We start from the raw sequence: 15,583 nt of genomic DNA on the forward strand, positions 1-15,583 counted from the left end.
AAATTGTGAAACAGTTTCGTTTCACCACTCTTTAGACATAACGGTCTATAACCGTCTTTCACTACTCCTTACGTTTCGTAAAAGAAGCTCCAGGGGGTAATTCATAATTCGCTCTGTACTGGTTCGCACCGACCACCAGCTCTCTGAAATCAGAAATCGAAATACTACTAAATCCTATCAACGCCGATTCATATGATGTTAGTTAAATTTTTATCATATATTCATCATACATGTCAATAAAAATATGTGATATTTTTTTAGGGAAATAAAGGAGATAGGTTTTAACACTAAAAAATGTGCGTTATAATGAATTTGAAAGGGGAGGAAAGAGTGAAGAAAAAAATAATTCTTTTTACCACCTTACTAGTCATTGGCGGAAGTGCTGGCATTTACACAGCTTTTGCAGCTGAATCAGAGCAAGCGAAGCAAAAGCAAGTACAGCAGTCAGAAGTGAAGAAAGCGAAAGAAGCGGAAGAGAAGAAGTCGATGGAGAAAGCAGCTACGAAACTAGGGGTTTCTAGTGATGGAAAAACAAAAGAAGAAATTACGAAAGAAGTAAATAAGGCTAGATTTGAGCAGCGTCATGATTTATTAATTGAGCATGCGAAGCAGCTTGGAATTAATACAGAGGGAAAAAAAGATGAAGAAATTATTTTAGAAATTGGAAAGATACAGCATGGAAAGTAGAACAACTTATCGTATGATAAGTTGTTCTTTTTTAAGAACTATTTTATTTTAAAATAATTGACAGTCATTCAGATTTAATGTTAACTTTATTTGTAAACAAGTTAACATTAGGGGTGACAATTGTGACAATAAATAGTAAAACGATTGAAAAATCATCTTATACATATGAAGAATTAGCAGAGAAAAATAAAGCTTACGTATGGCACCCATTTACACAAATGAAAGATTATTTAGAAGAAGATCCTGTCATTATTGAACGTGGAGAGGGAAGAAAGCTATACGATGTAAATGGTAATGAATATTGGGATGGTGTTTCATCTATATGGTTAAATGTTCACGGACATAAAGTACCGGAATTAGATGAAGCAATTCGTGAGCAATTAAATAAAATTGCTCATTCTACTATGCTAGGACTTGCTAACGTTCCATCTATTTTATTAGCAGAAAAAATTATTGAGGTTGTACCAGATGGATTGAAGAAGGTATTCTATTCTGATTCAGGTTCTACCGCTGTTGAAATTGCAATTAAGATGGCTTTCCAATATTGGCAGCATAAAGGGAAACCAAAGAAACAAAGATTCGTTACATTAAAAGAAGCATATCACGGTGATACAATTGGAGCTGTTTCAGTAGGAGCAATAGACTTGTTTCACCAAGTGTATAGTTCGCTCTTATTTGATGCGATTAAAATGCCGTATCCATATACATATCGTTCTCCTTACGGAAATAATAAGGAGGAAATTGTAAAAAGCCATTTAGAAGAAATGGAAGAATTGTTGAAAGAAAAGCATGAAGAAGTAGCTGCCATCATTGTAGAGCCATTAATGCAAGGTGCTGGCGGGATGATTACAATGCCAAAAGGATATTTAAAAGGACTGCGCGATTTATGTACTAAGTACAATGTATTATTTATTACAGATGAGGTAGCAACTGGATTTGGGCGTACAGGGAAAATGTTTGCTTGTGAACATGAAAATGTGACGCCAGACATTTTAACTGCTGGGAAAGGTTTAACAGGTGGATATTTACCAATTGCAGTTACGGTAACGACAGATGAAATATATAATGCCTTCTTAGGAGAATATGAAGAACAAAAAACATTTTTCCATGGACATAGCTACACAGGCAATCCGTTAGGGTGTGCCGTAGCAATCGCGAATCTAGAACTATATGAAAAAACAAATTTAATAGAAGAAGTGGCACGTAAAACGGATTATGTGGCAGCGCAATTAGAAAAGCTCTTTGCTTATAAACATGTAGGTGATATTCGTCAGTGCGGATTAATGGTTGGTATTGAGCTTGTGAAGAATAAGGAAACGAAAGAAGCGTTTGACTGGACAGAGAGAGTCGGTGTTCAAGTATGTAAACGCTCAAGAGAGCTGGGTATGATTTTACGACCGCTAGGTAACACGATTGTATTTATGCCGCCACTTGCTTCTACTTTTGAAGAGATTGATGATATGTTACGCATTTTATATAAGGCAATCTCGGATGTTACGGAGGGAGAATAATGAGTGGTTTTTTCATAACAGCAACTGATACTGAAGTTGGAAAAACAGTAGTTGCAGGTGCTATAGCAGGTGTATTTAGAGAATTAGGATATAACGTAGGGGTATATAAACCGTTGCAAAGTGGGCATGTTGCATCAAACCCTGAGGGAGATGCGGCAAGGTTAAAATCATTATCAGGTGTACCGACACAAGAAAATGAAATTTGCCCTTATTCTATTGAAGAACCACTTGCTCCGAGACTTGCCATGAAAAGAGCTGGAAGAGTAGTAAAGTTAAAAGAAATTACTGATTACTATAATGGACTATTAAAAGAGTTTAATAGCTTATTTGTAGAAGGAGCAGGTGGGCTTGCTGTCCCATATACAGAAGATGCTTTAGTAATTGATTTTGCAAAAGAATTACAGTTGCCTCTTATTGTAGTAGCTCGTCCTACATTAGGAACAGTAAATCATACAGTGTTAACCATTGCTTACGCGAAGGCGCATGGCTTAACCGTAGCGGGTGTCATTTTATCAGGTTGCAAAGAATGTGAAATGGAAAGAGTGCAAGAAAATAAAGAGATGATTGAAGAGCTGAGCGGGGTACCAGTTTTAGGATTATTACCATTCTTTGCAGGTGAGTTTACGAAAGAAGAAGTATTAGAATCTGCAAAAGAATATATTATGATTTCAAAATTAGAGGAGTTTATCCAAAATGAATCAAACGTGGCGGGCGCACCTTCAATGTAAATTACAACAATTACATGAGCAAGGGCAGTATCGTGATTTGCATGTAACAGAGAAGGCAGAAGAGACTTGGCTTATTCGAGATAAAAAAAGGATGTTAAATTTAGCGTCAAATAATTATTTAGGGTTAGCTGGAGATGAAAGGTTAAAAGAAGCTGCTATTGCCTGTACAAAAAGATATGGAACTGGAGCGACTGCCTCTCGTCTCGTTGTAGGAAATCATCTATTATATGAAGAGGTTGAGAGAAGCATATGTGACTGGAAAGGTACTGAAAGAGCTTTAATTGTAAATAGTGGGTATACGGCAAATATAGGTGCCATATCTTCTTTAGCCTCTCGGCACGATATTGTTTTTAGTGATAAGTTAAATCACGCAAGTATTGTTGATGGAATCATATTAAGCGGAGCAGAGCATAAAAGGTATCGTCATAATGATTTGGATCATTTAGAGAAGTTGTTGAAAATGGCTTCGCCTGAAAAAAGGAAATTAATCGTAACAGATACCGTTTTTAGTATGGACGGTGATACTGCGTATTTGAGAGATTTAGTACAGCTGAAAGAGAAATATGGGGCAATCATTATAGTCGATGAAGCACATGCGAGTGGAATATATGGAATCGGCGGAGCTGGGTTATCTCATATAGAAAAAAATCTTTCTCAAAAAATTGATATACATATGGGGACGTTTAGCAAGGCTTTAGGGTGTTATGGTGCGTATTTGACAGGTGATGAAATTTATATAGAGTATTTACAAAATATGATGAGAAGCTTTATTTTTACTACAGCCTTACCACCAAGTACGTTAGGAGCAGTGCAAAAAGCAATTGAAATTGTAAAAGAAGATAACGAAAGAAGAGAGAACCTTATAGCAAACGGAGAATACTTCAGAACTAAATTAAGGGATGCTGGTTTTGATATTGGAAATAGTTCAACTCATATTGTACCGATTGTAGTCGGTTCAAATGAACATGCTTTACGGTTTAGTAAAAGGTTGCAAGAGGCAGGGATTGCGGCTATTGCAATTCGTCCGCCAACTGTGCCGGTTCATAGTTCTCGAATTCGCTTTGCAGTTACATCGCAACATACAATAGCTGATTTAAAATGGGCTATTGACCGAATTATCCACATTGCGAAAGAAGAGGAGCTTTTCGTATGAATGAGCTAAAGATTATTTTTATCCCCGGATGGGGAATGGAAGAGAATATTTGGGATTTAGTACTTCCGTATTTTAAAGGATATTCTGTTCAATGCATAGATTGGCGTAATGTGAAAGAACGAAGTGAATTTGCGGAACGAATTATAGATGTAGCGCATAATGACAACGTAATATTGGTTGGATGGTCACTAGGAGCGTTAGCAGCAGTTGAAGCTTATAAAAAGATTCAGGCAAAAGGCATCGTATTAATTGGTGGTACTGCTAAATTTACAAATACGAGCGATTACAGTAACGGATGGAATGCTTTGCATGTAGAACGGCTGAAAAGGAATTTGGCGAGAAGGAAAGAAGATACGCTCAAGCGGTTTTATGAAAATATGTTTACGAAAGATGAGCTAAAAGAGAATAAAAACTTTGAAGACATTGTAGACCGTTTTAAAGGTGATTCTATTCAGTCTTTACAACTAGGTTTAGATTATTTAATAGAAACAGATATGAGAGAAGAACTAAAAGAAATTAAAGTACCTATACTACTTATTCACGGAGAACAGGATGTAATATGCCCATTGTCTGCGGCACGTAGTATGACGGAGAATAGCAGCAGCGAGCTGAAAGTAGTAAGTGAAGCAGGGCATGCATTATGTGTGATGAATTTCGAATATTGCGCAAATGAGATGATTCAATTTGTAGAGGGGATACGACATGATCAACAAAACGTTACTACAAAAACGGTTTAATGGGGCAGCCGTATCTTACGATCGATATGCAAATGTACAAAAAAAGATGGCACATTCATTACTTTCAATCTTAAAGGAACGATATAGTGAAACGGCATCAATACGTATTTTAGAACTAGGATGCGGGACGGGGTATGTAACAGAGCAATTATCAAAGTTATTTCCGAAATCACATATTACAGCAGTTGATTTTGCTGAAAGTATGATTGCGATTGCGCAAACTAGACAAAATGTAAAAAATGTAACGTTTCACTGTGAAGATATTGAGCGATTACGATTAGAAGAATCATATGATGTCATTATTTCAAATGCTACATTTCAATGGTTAAATAATTTACAACAAGTGTTAAGAAATTTATTTCAACATTTGTCTATAGATGGGATATTACTCTTTTCAACGTTTGGACATGAAACATTTCAAGAATTGCATGCTTCGTTCCAACGTGCGAAAGAAGAAAGAAATATAAAAAATGAAACATCGATTGGTCAACGTTTTTATTCAAAAGATCAGTTGCTTCATATATGTAAGATAGAAACAGGGGATGTGCATGTTTCTGAAACATGTTACATAGAAAGTTTTACAGAAGTTAAGGAGTTTCTGCATTCTATTCGAAAAGTAGGAGCAACTAATAGCAATGAAGAATCATATTGTCAAAGTCCCTCACTCTTTCGTGCGATGCTACGCATATACGAAAGAGACTTCACGGGAAATGAAGGGATAATGGCAACGTATCATGCTTTATTTATACATATAACAAAAGAGGGGAAGAGATGAAATGAAACAAGTACAAACAAAAAGGGATTGGAAAAAACTTGCATACGACGTAGTGGAAGAGAAGATGATTACAAAAGAAGATGCAATAGCGATATTAGAAGCTGATGATACAGAAGTTTTAGAAATTATGAATGCGGCTTACATTATTCGCCATCATCACTTTGGTAAGAAAGTAAAATTGAATATGATTATTAATACGAAATCTGGATTATGTCCTGAAGATTGTGGATATTGCTCACAGTCTATTATTTCAGAAGCACCGATTGATAAATATGCATGGTTAACGCAGGAGAAGATTGTAGAAGGGGCACATGAAGCAATACGCCGTAAAGCAGGTACATATTGTATTGTAGCGTCTGGTCGTCGTCCGACAGATAAAGAGGTAAATCACGTAATTGGAGCAGTTAAGGAAATTCGTGAAACGACAGACTTGAAGATTTGTTGTTGTTTAGGTTTCTTAAATGAAGATCAAGCAGGACGTTTAGCGGAAGCAGGCGTGCACCGTTATAACCACAACTTAAATACACATGCAAATAATTACGATAGTATTTGTTCAACTCATACGTATGATGATCGTGTTGATACAGTTCAAAAAGCAAAACAAGCGGGCATTTCTCCATGCTCTGGAGCGATTTTTGGCATGGGAGAAACAATTGAAGAGCGTGCTGAAATTGCATTTGAATTACAACGTATAGATGCAGATTCTATCCCTTGTAATTTCCTTGTTGCTGTAAAGGGGACACCTCTTGAAGGGCAAAAAGAGTTAACGCCAGTAGAATGTTTAAAAGTACTGGCAATGATGCGTTTTGTAAACCCAACAAAAGAAATTCGTATTTCAGGAGGGCGTGAAATCAATTTACGTTCTGTACAGCCAATCGGTTTATTTGCAGCAAATTCTATTTTTGTCGGGGACTACTTAACGACAGCTGGACAAGAGCCAACTGCGGACTGGGGTATGATTGCAGATTTAGGATTTGAGATTGAAGAATGTGCATTATAAGATAGATGAAAAAGCAAACTTGTAAAAGGGTTTGCTTTTTTTGTAAATAAAATGTAATAAATAGTTGTGAACGCCTGTTACTATTGGTTTTTGAACGAAAAAAAGAATTTTTGTGGACGAATTTTCCAAGCCCTAGTTGTACATAGTAAATATGTAATTTATATTGGGTTGGAGGATTTTACATGTACAAATACATATTAGCGATTATGACTTGTTTAATTTTAATAAAAGCAATAAGTTCTGATCCAGTTAAGGCTGCTGAAAATCCTGAACAAAAAGAGATGCAACAAAGAATCGAACAACACTTTCGAACGAAAGCTGAACATTTTGGATTGAAAACGGAAGGAAAAGATTTAAAGGAAGTTAGAAAAGAAATTACTATTATAGAAGAAGCGAAAAAAAGAGAGAATGTATGGAGAACGGCACAAGCTCTTCATATAAAAACAGAAGGAAAAACGATGAATGAATTAATAAAAGATGTACAAAAAAAGGTGAAAAAATAAAAAGAGGCCGCAGCCTCTTTTTTTTATGCCCATTGTTTTGATAAGTGAGCCATTTCAATTGCAGCAACAGCTGATTCATATCCTTTATTACCAGCTTTCGTACCTGCGCGTTCAATCGCTTGTTCAATTGTTTCTGTCGTTAATACGCCGAAAATAACTGGGATGTCCATTTGTAGTGATAAAGACGCAACACCTTTTGCTACTTCATTACAAACGTAATCGTAGTGAGTTGTAGCACCTCGGATTACAGTACCTAATGTAATAACAGCATCATACTTTCCGCTACTAGCCATCTTTTTAGCGATTAAAGGAATTTCAAATGCACCAGGAACCCAAGCAACATCAATATCATTTTCTTCTACACCGTGACGCTTTAATCCGTCTAAAGCGCCGCCAAGTAACTTACTTGTAATAAATTCGTTAAAACGTCCAACAACAACTCCAACTTTTAATCCTGTACCAACTAAATGACCTTCGAATACCATAATAAATCTCTCCTTTAATTATAAGTTTAGTAAGTGTCCTAATTTGTTTACTTTCGTTTGTAAATACGATTTATTCTCTTCTTTTGCTGGCATTTGCAACGGTACACGCTCGATTACTTCTAAATCGTAACCTTGTAAGCCAGCAATTTTTCTTGGGTTATTCGTTAATAATCGTAAACTCTGTAAACCTAAATCTTTTAATATTTGAGCACCGATACCGTAATCACGAAGATCAGCAGGGAAGCCGAGTTTTTCATTTGCTTCTACAGTATCGAATCCTTCTTCTTGTAATTTATAAGCACGAAGCTTATTAAGAAGCCCAATGCCTCTTCCTTCTTGTCTCATATAAAGAAGAACACCTTTTCCTTCACGCTCAATTTGAGCAAGTGCTGCATGGAGTTGTGGTCCGCAATCGCAGCGATGTGAACCGAATACATCTCCTGTTAAGCATTCAGAATGAACACGTACAAGTACCGGTTCACCTGTTGAAATATCACCTTTTACAAGTGCGATATGTTCTTTCGTATCTAATGAGTTAGAATAGCCAATTGCGTGGAAAGTACCGAAATCTGTAGGTAATGTAATTTCCACTTCTCTCGTCACAAGTGTTTCATGATGGCGGCGGTAAGCAATTAAATCTTCTATTGTAATCATTTTTATATCAAATTGTTTTGCGCATTCTATTAAATCAGGTACACGTGCCATCGTGCCGTCCTCATTTATAATCTCGCAAATAACTCCAGCTGGTTCGGCACCGCATAGCTTTGCTAAATCAACAGCAGCTTCTGTATGACCTGCACGACGCAGGACACCGCCTTCTTTCGCAATTAATGGAAAGATATGTCCAGGTCGATTGAAATCAGCGCCTTTTGATGCGGGGTTTAACAATTCTTGTATCGTAGTTGCACGTTCGTGAGCGCTAATCCCTGTTGTTGTAGAAACATGGTCAATGCTCACTGTAAACGCAGTATGATGTGAATCTGTATTATGAGATACCATTGGTTCTAATTGTAGACGTTCTGCGTACCCTGCTGTAATCGGTACACAAACGAGACCACGGCCATGTGTAATCATAAAATTAATTGTTTCTGGTGTAATGTACTCTGCTAAAGCAATAAAATCGCCTTCATTTTCTCGGTTTTCATCATCACATACGATAACGACTTTACCTTGTTTTAAATCTTCTAGAGCTTCTTCAATACGATGAAACATTGTGCTTCCCCCTTATAGAAATCCGTTTTCTTGTAAAAAGCTTTCAGTCATTGAACCTACTCGTTTTGTAGGTTTAGTAATAAAGCGTTCAATATATTTACCAATCATGTCACACTCAATGTTTACGATATCTCCGGCATTTTTTTCTCCAATGACAGATTCGCTTACTGTGTGCGGGATGAGTGAAATCGTTATGGAAGATTCGTCTATATCAAATATCGTTAAACTCGTTCCATCAACAGCAATGGATCCTTTATGCAAACAATAGCGCAGCAGTTCATCAGAAATTGCTATTTTGTAATAGACGGCATTGTAATGTTGTTTTTTATTTAAAATCGTTCCGATGCCATCAATATGTCCTGAAACGAAATGTCCACCGAATCGTCCGTTTGCAGCCATTGCGCGCTCTAAATTTACTTTAGAGTGCGGTTTAAGCATGCGAAGTGATGTCGACTGCATCGTTTCAGGCATTGCATCAACTGTAAATGAAGTAGTTGTAAAGCTTGTTACAGTTAAGCAAATACCGTTAACCGCGATACTATCACCTAAGTGAACATCTGATAAAATTTTCTTTGCATGAATCGTTAATTTCATCGCTTCTCCACTTTGTTGCATGTTTGCTATCGTTCCTAATTCTTCTACAATTCCTGTAAACATTTTGTCACCTCGTTTCGGGCATTCGCAACGATTTTTATATCATCACCAATTTGTTTCATCTCTTGAATTTTCAAGGAAAGCGCATCTTGTAATTTTGAAAAACCATTTCCTCCAAATAAAGTAGGAGCATCTTTCCCACCAATTAATTTCGGGCTTATATAGGTTACAATTTCATTAAAATTGTTTGTTTTTAAGAAACTTGCATGAATCGATTGGCCACCTTCAACGAATAGAGAAAGAATTTGTTTTTCTCCAAGAAAGGAAAGAAGGTCCTCGATTTCTATATGCTTCGTTTCCATTTGGAATATAGCTATATTTTTAGATTCATAAGAAGATATCTTCTCTTTCTTTACATCCTTACCGACAATAATCCATGTCGGTGCTAAACCATCTGTTATAACATGAGAAGATGGTGGCGTTCGTAAATGGGTATCTAAAACAACGCGAATAGGATGTTTCCCACCATTTGGAATTCTTGTTGTTAAATGAGGATTATCAGCTATAACTGTATTCACTCCAACAAGAATTGCATCATGTGTATGGCGATATTGGTGAACATCAGCACGTGCTTCTTCACCTGTAATCCACTTACTTTCACCAGTTACAGTTGCTGTTTTTCCATCTAAGCTCATCGCTGTTTTGATTGTTACAAAAGGGCGTTTCGTTTTCATGTAGTGAAAAAAGTAGCGATTTAATAAAACTGCTTCTGCTTCAAGAACACCGGTCGTTACTTCAATTCTAGCTTCCTCTAATCTTCTTTTTCCATTACCAGAAACGAGCGGATTACAATCGAGAGTAGCAATTACAACACGCTTAACTCCTTTTTCGATGAGCAATTCACAACAAGGTGGTGTTTTTCCAAAGTGGCTACACGGTTCCAGTGTTACATAAACGGTAGCGTCTTTGGCGTTCTGACCAGCCATTTGAAGGGCATGAACTTCTGCGTGTTCTTCACCAGCTCGTAAATGAGCCCCCATACCAACGATGTTTCCATCTTTTACAACAACAGCACCAACCATAGGATTTGGACTTGTTTGTCCTGATGTCCCTTCTGCTAACTGCAGGGCAATCCTCATATATTCTTGATCTGTCATTTTCTTCACCTCTCCTAAAAAAATCAAAAAACCCCAAGGATTTAATATCCTTGGGGTTTGGGAGACGTGATTTCTAGAAATATAGTTTGAATACGAAAGCATAGGAAAGAAACCTAACGATAATTGATATTTCTGCATAAGGAAAAAACCTAGCAAAATATCGAATTTTTAAACGCTAGTTGTCTCTTTTTATTTCAGTATAAAAAATAAGTATAGAAAATTAAACATATATAAAGAATCAAAATGAATCTTTAAAAATATGCATACTGAAATAAAAGTGTATTCACTATATAAAAAACTAGAAACATATCCTTCTCCCATCCAGACTATACTGTCGGCCCTAGAGTTTCACTAGATCCACCGTTTTCGAGTTGAAAACGGGTCACGGACTTAGAAGTTTTCACTTCATCACCGCCGGTTGGGAATTTCACCCGACCCCGAAGGATGCTGTTTGCTCAAATTATAGCACAAAAAAAATAAAAGGCTAGTAAAAAATATTCGAATGTGAAGAATTGTGTGAAAATATATGCAGGCTGGAATGGAAATAAAAGTATTAGAAATGTTGTAAGGAGAAGGGATATAACGGAGTTGCTAAAAAGAAAAAACATGCACAAAAAAATGTGCATGTCACATGTAAAATTATTCTGTCTCTGGTGCTCTAACAACAGACTGGAATTTACCTTTATGCGAAGCGTCGCAATAAGGCATATTTTTTGATAAACCACAACGGCATAAAGAAAATGCCGGTTTTGCTGGGAATACATTCCCTTGTGAGTCGACTAATTCCACGTCCCCTGTAACGCGAAAAGAGCCATTATCATTTACTTTAATTTGTACTTTTGCCAACGTTATCCCTCCTTCCCAAACGCTTAATTTCATCATATAATCAAGGGAAGTGCTTGACAATATAAAAAGAGCACTTTGTTTGAGAAAGAAGAGAGTGTTATAATAGTTTTCATAACTGACTAGAGTAAGGTGACGAGAGATGGATAAACAATTACATACATTACGAAACATTGCAAATGAGCGCACGTGGGCATCATTTTTGAATGATAATCATCCATATAGTTTGTTACATTGGTCCATTGCAGGTGTAGGGCAAGAGGCAAAGGATGTTTGGTTACTTCAAGATGAAGTAACATTTCAAACGACAGAATTCCCAACGTTAGATGATGCAATGCAATGGATTTCTGAAAATCTGGAACAAGTTACAGACGTTTTAGCGCAATAAAAAAACAGGCTTATGCAAGCCTGTTTTTTGTTTCTTTCACATATGTGTTTAAAAATTGATCGACGGCTGCTTCGTACTCTTCTTTATTTTCGTTATAAGAGCAAGCGTGTGCACCGTGTTCTGCAATATAAAGCTGCTTATTATTTTCTTTCGCTTCATATAACGCTTTTGTCATATCAGCTAAAATATAGTCGTCATCTTTACTATGAATAAAGAGAACGGGATTGTTAATGTTTTTTATACAGTCGATTGGTGAAACTTCACGAATTGTATAACCGTCACGAACTTTTAAAAATGCGTTTGCTAAAGGTAATAAAGGCCATTTTGGTAGATGGAATTCAACCTTTAAACGGTGCTGTAATTGTCCGTGAAAATCAGAGAAAGGACAATCTGCAATATAGAAATCAGCACCATCTTCTACAAGTCCTGCGTATTGAAGAAGTGTTGCAGCTCCCATAGATTCACCATGAATACCAAGTGTAATATTGGTGCCAAAACGGTTTTTTAGCCAGTCAACTACGGATTTTAAATCATGTTTTTCATAGTATCCATAGCTTGTTGTTTTTCCGCCAGTTTTACCATGACGACGATGATCGTAAATGAGGACGTTATATCCCCTTTTTAAGAATAAGTTTGCATATTTTACAGAGTTTATTTTATTTACAGTTACACCGTGGCAAAAAACCATAAACTTATTGGTGGAATGACCAGCAGGAATGTAATATCCGTGAAGGTCGTATCCGAATTGTGAAGGGATATGAATTTCTTCTTTATGAAGAGCATCGAAATCCTCTATACGAAAATGTTTTTTCGTTTCTCTTTCGAGTACTTCTTCCTCTGTTTTTTTCTTTAAGTACATCACTTTATTTGTAAAGAAAATCCCAAGGGCAGTTATTGCACCTAGTATAGTAAACAATGCTGCAAAAAAACGTTTCATACTTTACCTCATCCTCCAAATACCGTTACATGTGATACACTTATATTGTATCACAATGATATAAAAGGGGAGAAATAGGAAATGCTGCATATACAAAAAATTACGCCAGCGATGAAAGAGACAATCCGAATGTTCATGTGTGAGAACTGGGGAAGTTCATTGATGGTGTCACGTGGTAAGGGACATCAGTTAGAAGAGTTGCCAGGATTTGTTGCGCTCTCAGATGACAGAATAATCGGAATTATAACGTATGAAGTGACCGGAAATATATGCGAAATTGTATCGCTAGATAGCTTTGAAGAAAGAAAAGGAATAGGGACGAAACTTGTGGATTGTGTATTACAAGTTGCAGAAGAAGAACGGTGCAGACAGGTTTGGCTTATTACAACAAATGATAATATGAATGCGTTACGATTTTACCAAAAACGTAATTTTGTAATGACTAATTTATATGTGAATGCGGTAGAGGAGGCACGAAAAATAAAGAAAGAAATTCCACGTATGGGATATGATAATATCCCAATTTTACATGAAATTCAGTTGGAGTATCGTTTAGTGAAATGATGTAACAATTTTCAGAAATGTGAGTTATTAATCTTGACGGATAGTGTAATTTAGGTTACCGTAAAATTGTAATCTATTACCATATTAAGGGGTGACGATGTGGCAACTATACGTGATGTTGCAAAATTGGCAGGTGTTTCAGTCGCAACCGTTTCACGAGTTATTAATGAAAAAGGATACGTTCATGAGGACACAGTAAAACAAGTAAAGGAAGCAATTGAAGAATTACGTTATAGGCCAAACAGTGCAGCGAAGCCACTATTTAAAGAGAATTCAACGATAATTGCATTACTTGTAGATAATTTATGTAACCAATCAAACATCACTTTGCTACATTGTATTGAGGAAATAGCATATAAAGAAGGCTATCAAATCATTATTTGTAATATAGAGAATAAAGATAGATACATACATATGCTGAAGCAAAATAACATTGCAGGTGTTATTTTGACGAGAGCAGTTTTTAAAAGTGTAGGAGAAATTCCATTTCCGTTTGTTGTGATCGATGAGCAACAATCACATGGAAATTATTATGAAAGTGGACAGAGAGCTGTTTCGTTATTAAAAGAGAAAGGGTGTCACTTTCTTGCATATTTCGGTGAGGGAGAAGAAAGTGAAGAAATGGAAGATCATATAGCAGGGTTTTTAGACGCTGTTTGGGATGAAGGAATCTCTTATCGAGAAGAATGTGTACAAGGGTATACAAATAAACAATTTATTACATTATTGCAAAACAATCCGTATATAGATGGAATTGTAGCCTCAAGTGATCAGATTGCTATTGAGTTAATTCGGTCAGCGAGATTTCTAAATATACATATACCAGATAAATTAAAAATTGTTGGACCGAATGGGAGTATAGAGTGTGAATGGATAGGTTCATCACTACCGACAATTGAAAGCTATGTCAAAGATAACGGAAAAGTAGCTTTTCAACAATTAAAAGGAAAAATAAAAAAGTAAAAGGTGCGTTTTATACGCACCTTTTTATAATGTAATTGCGGCAATAAAGCCAAATATAAGTAACGGTATATTGTAATGTAGAAAAGTGGGTACACATGTATCCCATATATGATGGTGCTGACCATCAGCATTTAAACCGGATGTTGGTCCAAGGGTACTATCCGATGCTGGAGATCCTGCGTCACCTAGTGCTCCGGCTGTACCGATAATTGCAATTGTGGCCATTGGACTAAATCCAAGCTGAATGCAAAGAGGTACAAAAATGGTTGTTAAGATAGGGATGGTTGAAAAGGATGAACCAATTCCCATCGTAACGAGAAGTCCAATAACGAGCATAAGAAATGCAGCGAGTGGTTTGTTATTTCCGATTATATGTGCACTCGTTTGCACTAGAGATTCAACATGTCCTGTTTTTCGAAGAACAGCGCCGAATCCAGCGGCAGCAATCATAACAAAGCCAATAAAGGACATCATACGCATTCCGCTTGTTAATATCGCATCTGCTTCTTTAAGTGGTAGACTGCCACTAACTGATAAGACGATAATACCTGCTAAAGCACCGAAAATCATGGATTCTGTTGTTAATTGAACAGTTAATGTAGCAATGATAGATAATAACCCGAAAGTAATGCTACGTTTTGTATAGGGAACGATTTCATTTTCGGTAGTATGAATTTGTTCTGTTTCATACGTACGAGGTTTTCGGTACGTAATGAATACCGCTACACATAATCCAATAATCATACCGATTGCTGGAATAGTCATTGCTTTTGGAATAAGTGTGACATCAAATGTAAGGCCGCTTTGCGCAGCGTTGGTTTGCAATACGTCATGATAAATTTTTCCGAACCCTGCAGGGATCCACATATAAGGAGTAATCAATCCAAATGTAATAATACATGTGACAAGTCTGCGATCCACTTTCAGCTCATTTAATACTTTTAAAAGTGCTGGAATTAAGATGGGGATGAAAGCAATGTGAACAGGAATCACATTTTGTGAGAAACAAGCCATCGTTAAAATAATGAATAAAATAAGTATTTTAGAATAAACTTGTTTTTTTGTGTCTTGTTCATTGCCAATCCATTTTAATGCAGTTTGAATCATAGCATCTGGAAGTCCTGTTTTGGAAAGGGAAATAGCGAAACCACCAAGCATTGCATAACTTAAAGCGATTGGAGCACTGTTTCCAAGACCAGTTGTAAAAGTGTTAATCGTTTCTGAAATACCGAGTCCGCCGATAAGTCCGCCTGTTAAAGCTCCAACAATGATGGCGACAATGACCTGGACACGTAACAAACTAAGCAATAGCATAATTGCTACTGCGACGAGTACAGCGTTCATAA

The 15,583-nt window shown here is 36.6% G+C and carries 18 protein-coding genes, 1 riboswitch and 1 other annotated feature (1 of these 20 cut by a window edge); of the genes, 11 read left to right on the forward strand and 7 right to left on the reverse strand.

Annotated features, from left to right (window positions below; all coding sequences use genetic code 11):
- Positions 1-190: a binding site (T-box leader), on the reverse strand; it reaches 31 nt to the left of the window's first position.
- A gap of 140 nt (positions 191-330) precedes the next feature.
- The 8 genes from ACTFP3_RS13650 to ACTFP3_RS13685 all read left to right on the forward strand — a co-directional run bounded on the left by ACTFP3_RS13650 (position 331) and on the right by ACTFP3_RS13685 (position 7,094).
- A complete protein-coding gene (locus ACTFP3_RS13650) occupies positions 331-687 on the forward strand; it encodes a hypothetical protein (RefSeq protein WP_000726896.1) in 357 nt (118 codons plus the stop codon).
- Between the two features lie 77 nt (positions 688-764).
- Positions 765-2,198 (forward strand): adenosylmethionine--8-amino-7-oxononanoate transaminase, encoded by a 1,434-nt coding sequence (bioA, locus tag ACTFP3_RS13655; RefSeq protein WP_440010719.1) that lies wholly within the window; start codon positions 765-767, stop codon positions 2,196-2,198.
- Positions 2,198-2,926 (forward strand): dethiobiotin synthase, encoded by a 729-nt coding sequence (gene bioD / locus ACTFP3_RS13660; RefSeq protein WP_440010721.1) that lies wholly within the window; start codon positions 2,198-2,200, stop codon positions 2,924-2,926. The genes bioA and bioD overlap by 1 nt, the downstream gene beginning before the upstream one ends.
- On the forward strand, positions 2,892-4,079 hold the full coding sequence (gene bioF / locus ACTFP3_RS13665; RefSeq protein ID WP_001077285.1) for an 8-amino-7-oxononanoate synthase: 1,188 nt from the start codon (positions 2,892-2,894) through the stop codon (positions 4,077-4,079). The genes bioD and bioF overlap by 35 nt, the downstream gene beginning before the upstream one ends.
- A complete protein-coding gene (locus ACTFP3_RS13670) occupies positions 4,076-4,816 on the forward strand; it encodes an alpha/beta fold hydrolase (RefSeq protein ID WP_440010723.1) in 741 nt (246 codons plus the stop codon). The genes bioF and ACTFP3_RS13670 overlap by 4 nt, the downstream gene beginning before the upstream one ends.
- Positions 4,782-5,591, forward strand: a complete 810-nt coding sequence (gene bioC / locus ACTFP3_RS13675; RefSeq protein WP_033696452.1) for a malonyl-ACP O-methyltransferase BioC — start codon at positions 4,782-4,784, stop codon at positions 5,589-5,591. The genes ACTFP3_RS13670 and bioC overlap by 35 nt, the downstream gene beginning before the upstream one ends.
- 1 nt (position 5,592) lies before the next feature.
- The gene (gene bioB, locus ACTFP3_RS13680) at positions 5,593-6,591 is read left to right on the forward strand and encodes a biotin synthase (protein WP_000815856.1); all 999 of its coding nucleotides are present in this window, start codon (positions 5,593-5,595) and stop codon (positions 6,589-6,591) included.
- 182 nt (positions 6,592-6,773) lie between these two features.
- Entirely contained in the window at positions 6,774-7,094 is a 321-nt protein-coding gene (locus ACTFP3_RS13685; protein ID WP_000280032.1) for a hypothetical protein, read from the forward strand.
- A gap of 23 nt (positions 7,095-7,117) precedes the next feature.
- Here ACTFP3_RS13685 and ribH read toward each other — a convergent pair whose 3' ends face one another.
- The 5 genes from ribH to ACTFP3_RS13710 all read right to left on the reverse strand — a co-directional run bounded on the left by ribH (position 7,118) and on the right by ACTFP3_RS13710 (position 11,424).
- On the reverse strand, positions 7,118-7,579 hold the full coding sequence (ribH, locus tag ACTFP3_RS13690; RefSeq protein WP_000230895.1) for a 6,7-dimethyl-8-ribityllumazine synthase: 462 nt from the start codon (positions 7,577-7,579) through the stop codon (positions 7,118-7,120).
- An 18-nt stretch (positions 7,580-7,597) separates the two neighbouring features.
- On the reverse strand, positions 7,598-8,791 hold the full coding sequence (gene ribBA / locus ACTFP3_RS13695) for a bifunctional 3,4-dihydroxy-2-butanone 4-phosphate synthase/GTP cyclohydrolase II (RefSeq protein WP_016111643.1): 1,194 nt from the start codon (positions 8,789-8,791) through the stop codon (positions 7,598-7,600).
- 12 nt (positions 8,792-8,803) lie between these two features.
- Complete coding sequence (gene ribE / locus ACTFP3_RS13700; protein WP_000493907.1) at positions 8,804-9,448, reverse strand: riboflavin synthase subunit alpha; 645 nt, start codon at positions 9,446-9,448, stop codon at positions 8,804-8,806.
- Positions 9,430-10,542: a bifunctional diaminohydroxyphosphoribosylaminopyrimidine deaminase/5-amino-6-(5-phosphoribosylamino)uracil reductase RibD gene (gene ribD, locus ACTFP3_RS13705; RefSeq protein ID WP_000131988.1), complete on the reverse strand. Its 1,113-nt coding sequence runs from the start codon at positions 10,540-10,542 to the stop codon at positions 9,430-9,432. Before ribD ends, ribE begins: the two co-directional genes overlap by 19 nt.
- A 305-nt stretch (positions 10,543-10,847) precedes the next feature.
- Positions 10,848-10,991, reverse strand: a riboswitch (FMN riboswitch).
- Positions 10,992-11,181: 190 nt separating this feature from the next.
- The gene (locus ACTFP3_RS13710; protein ID WP_122974140.1) at positions 11,182-11,424 is read right to left on the reverse strand and encodes a CDGSH iron-sulfur domain-containing protein; all 243 of its coding nucleotides are present in this window, start codon (positions 11,422-11,424) and stop codon (positions 11,182-11,184) included.
- A gap of 103 nt (positions 11,425-11,527) precedes the next feature.
- On the opposite strand from ACTFP3_RS13710, the gene ACTFP3_RS13715 reads away from it, so the two are divergent.
- Entirely contained in the window at positions 11,528-11,773 is a 246-nt protein-coding gene (locus tag ACTFP3_RS13715; protein ID WP_000360791.1) for a DUF2552 family protein, read from the forward strand.
- A gap of 10 nt (positions 11,774-11,783) precedes the next feature.
- Here ACTFP3_RS13715 and ACTFP3_RS13720 read toward each other — a convergent pair whose 3' ends face one another.
- Complete coding sequence (locus ACTFP3_RS13720) at positions 11,784-12,710, reverse strand: alpha/beta hydrolase (protein WP_000819234.1); 927 nt, start codon at positions 12,708-12,710, stop codon at positions 11,784-11,786.
- Between the two features lie 81 nt (positions 12,711-12,791).
- Here ACTFP3_RS13720 and ACTFP3_RS13725 point away from each other — a divergent pair, with 81 nt between their 5' ends.
- Both ACTFP3_RS13725 and ACTFP3_RS13730 read left to right on the forward strand, forming a co-directional pair.
- The gene (locus tag ACTFP3_RS13725; protein WP_000902435.1) at positions 12,792-13,274 is read left to right on the forward strand and encodes a GNAT family N-acetyltransferase; all 483 of its coding nucleotides are present in this window, start codon (positions 12,792-12,794) and stop codon (positions 13,272-13,274) included.
- 99 nt (positions 13,275-13,373) lie between these two features.
- Positions 13,374-14,237: a LacI family DNA-binding transcriptional regulator gene (locus ACTFP3_RS13730; protein ID WP_000201346.1), complete on the forward strand. Its 864-nt coding sequence runs from the start codon at positions 13,374-13,376 to the stop codon at positions 14,235-14,237.
- 24 nt (positions 14,238-14,261) lie between these two features.
- On the opposite strand, the gene ACTFP3_RS13735 is transcribed toward ACTFP3_RS13730, so the two are convergent.
- Positions 14,262-15,581 carry a Na+/H+ antiporter family protein gene (locus ACTFP3_RS13735; protein ID WP_000994816.1) on the reverse strand — a complete coding sequence of 440 codons (1,320 nt, stop codon included), beginning with the start codon at positions 15,579-15,581 and terminating at the stop codon, positions 14,262-14,264.
- Positions 15,582-15,583 lie beyond the last annotated feature (2 nt).

This window comes from Bacillus cereus group sp. MYBK5-2 (genome assembly GCF_051915685.1).
GTDB lineage: Bacteria > Bacillota > Bacilli > Bacillales > Bacillaceae_G > Bacillus_A > Bacillus_A cereus.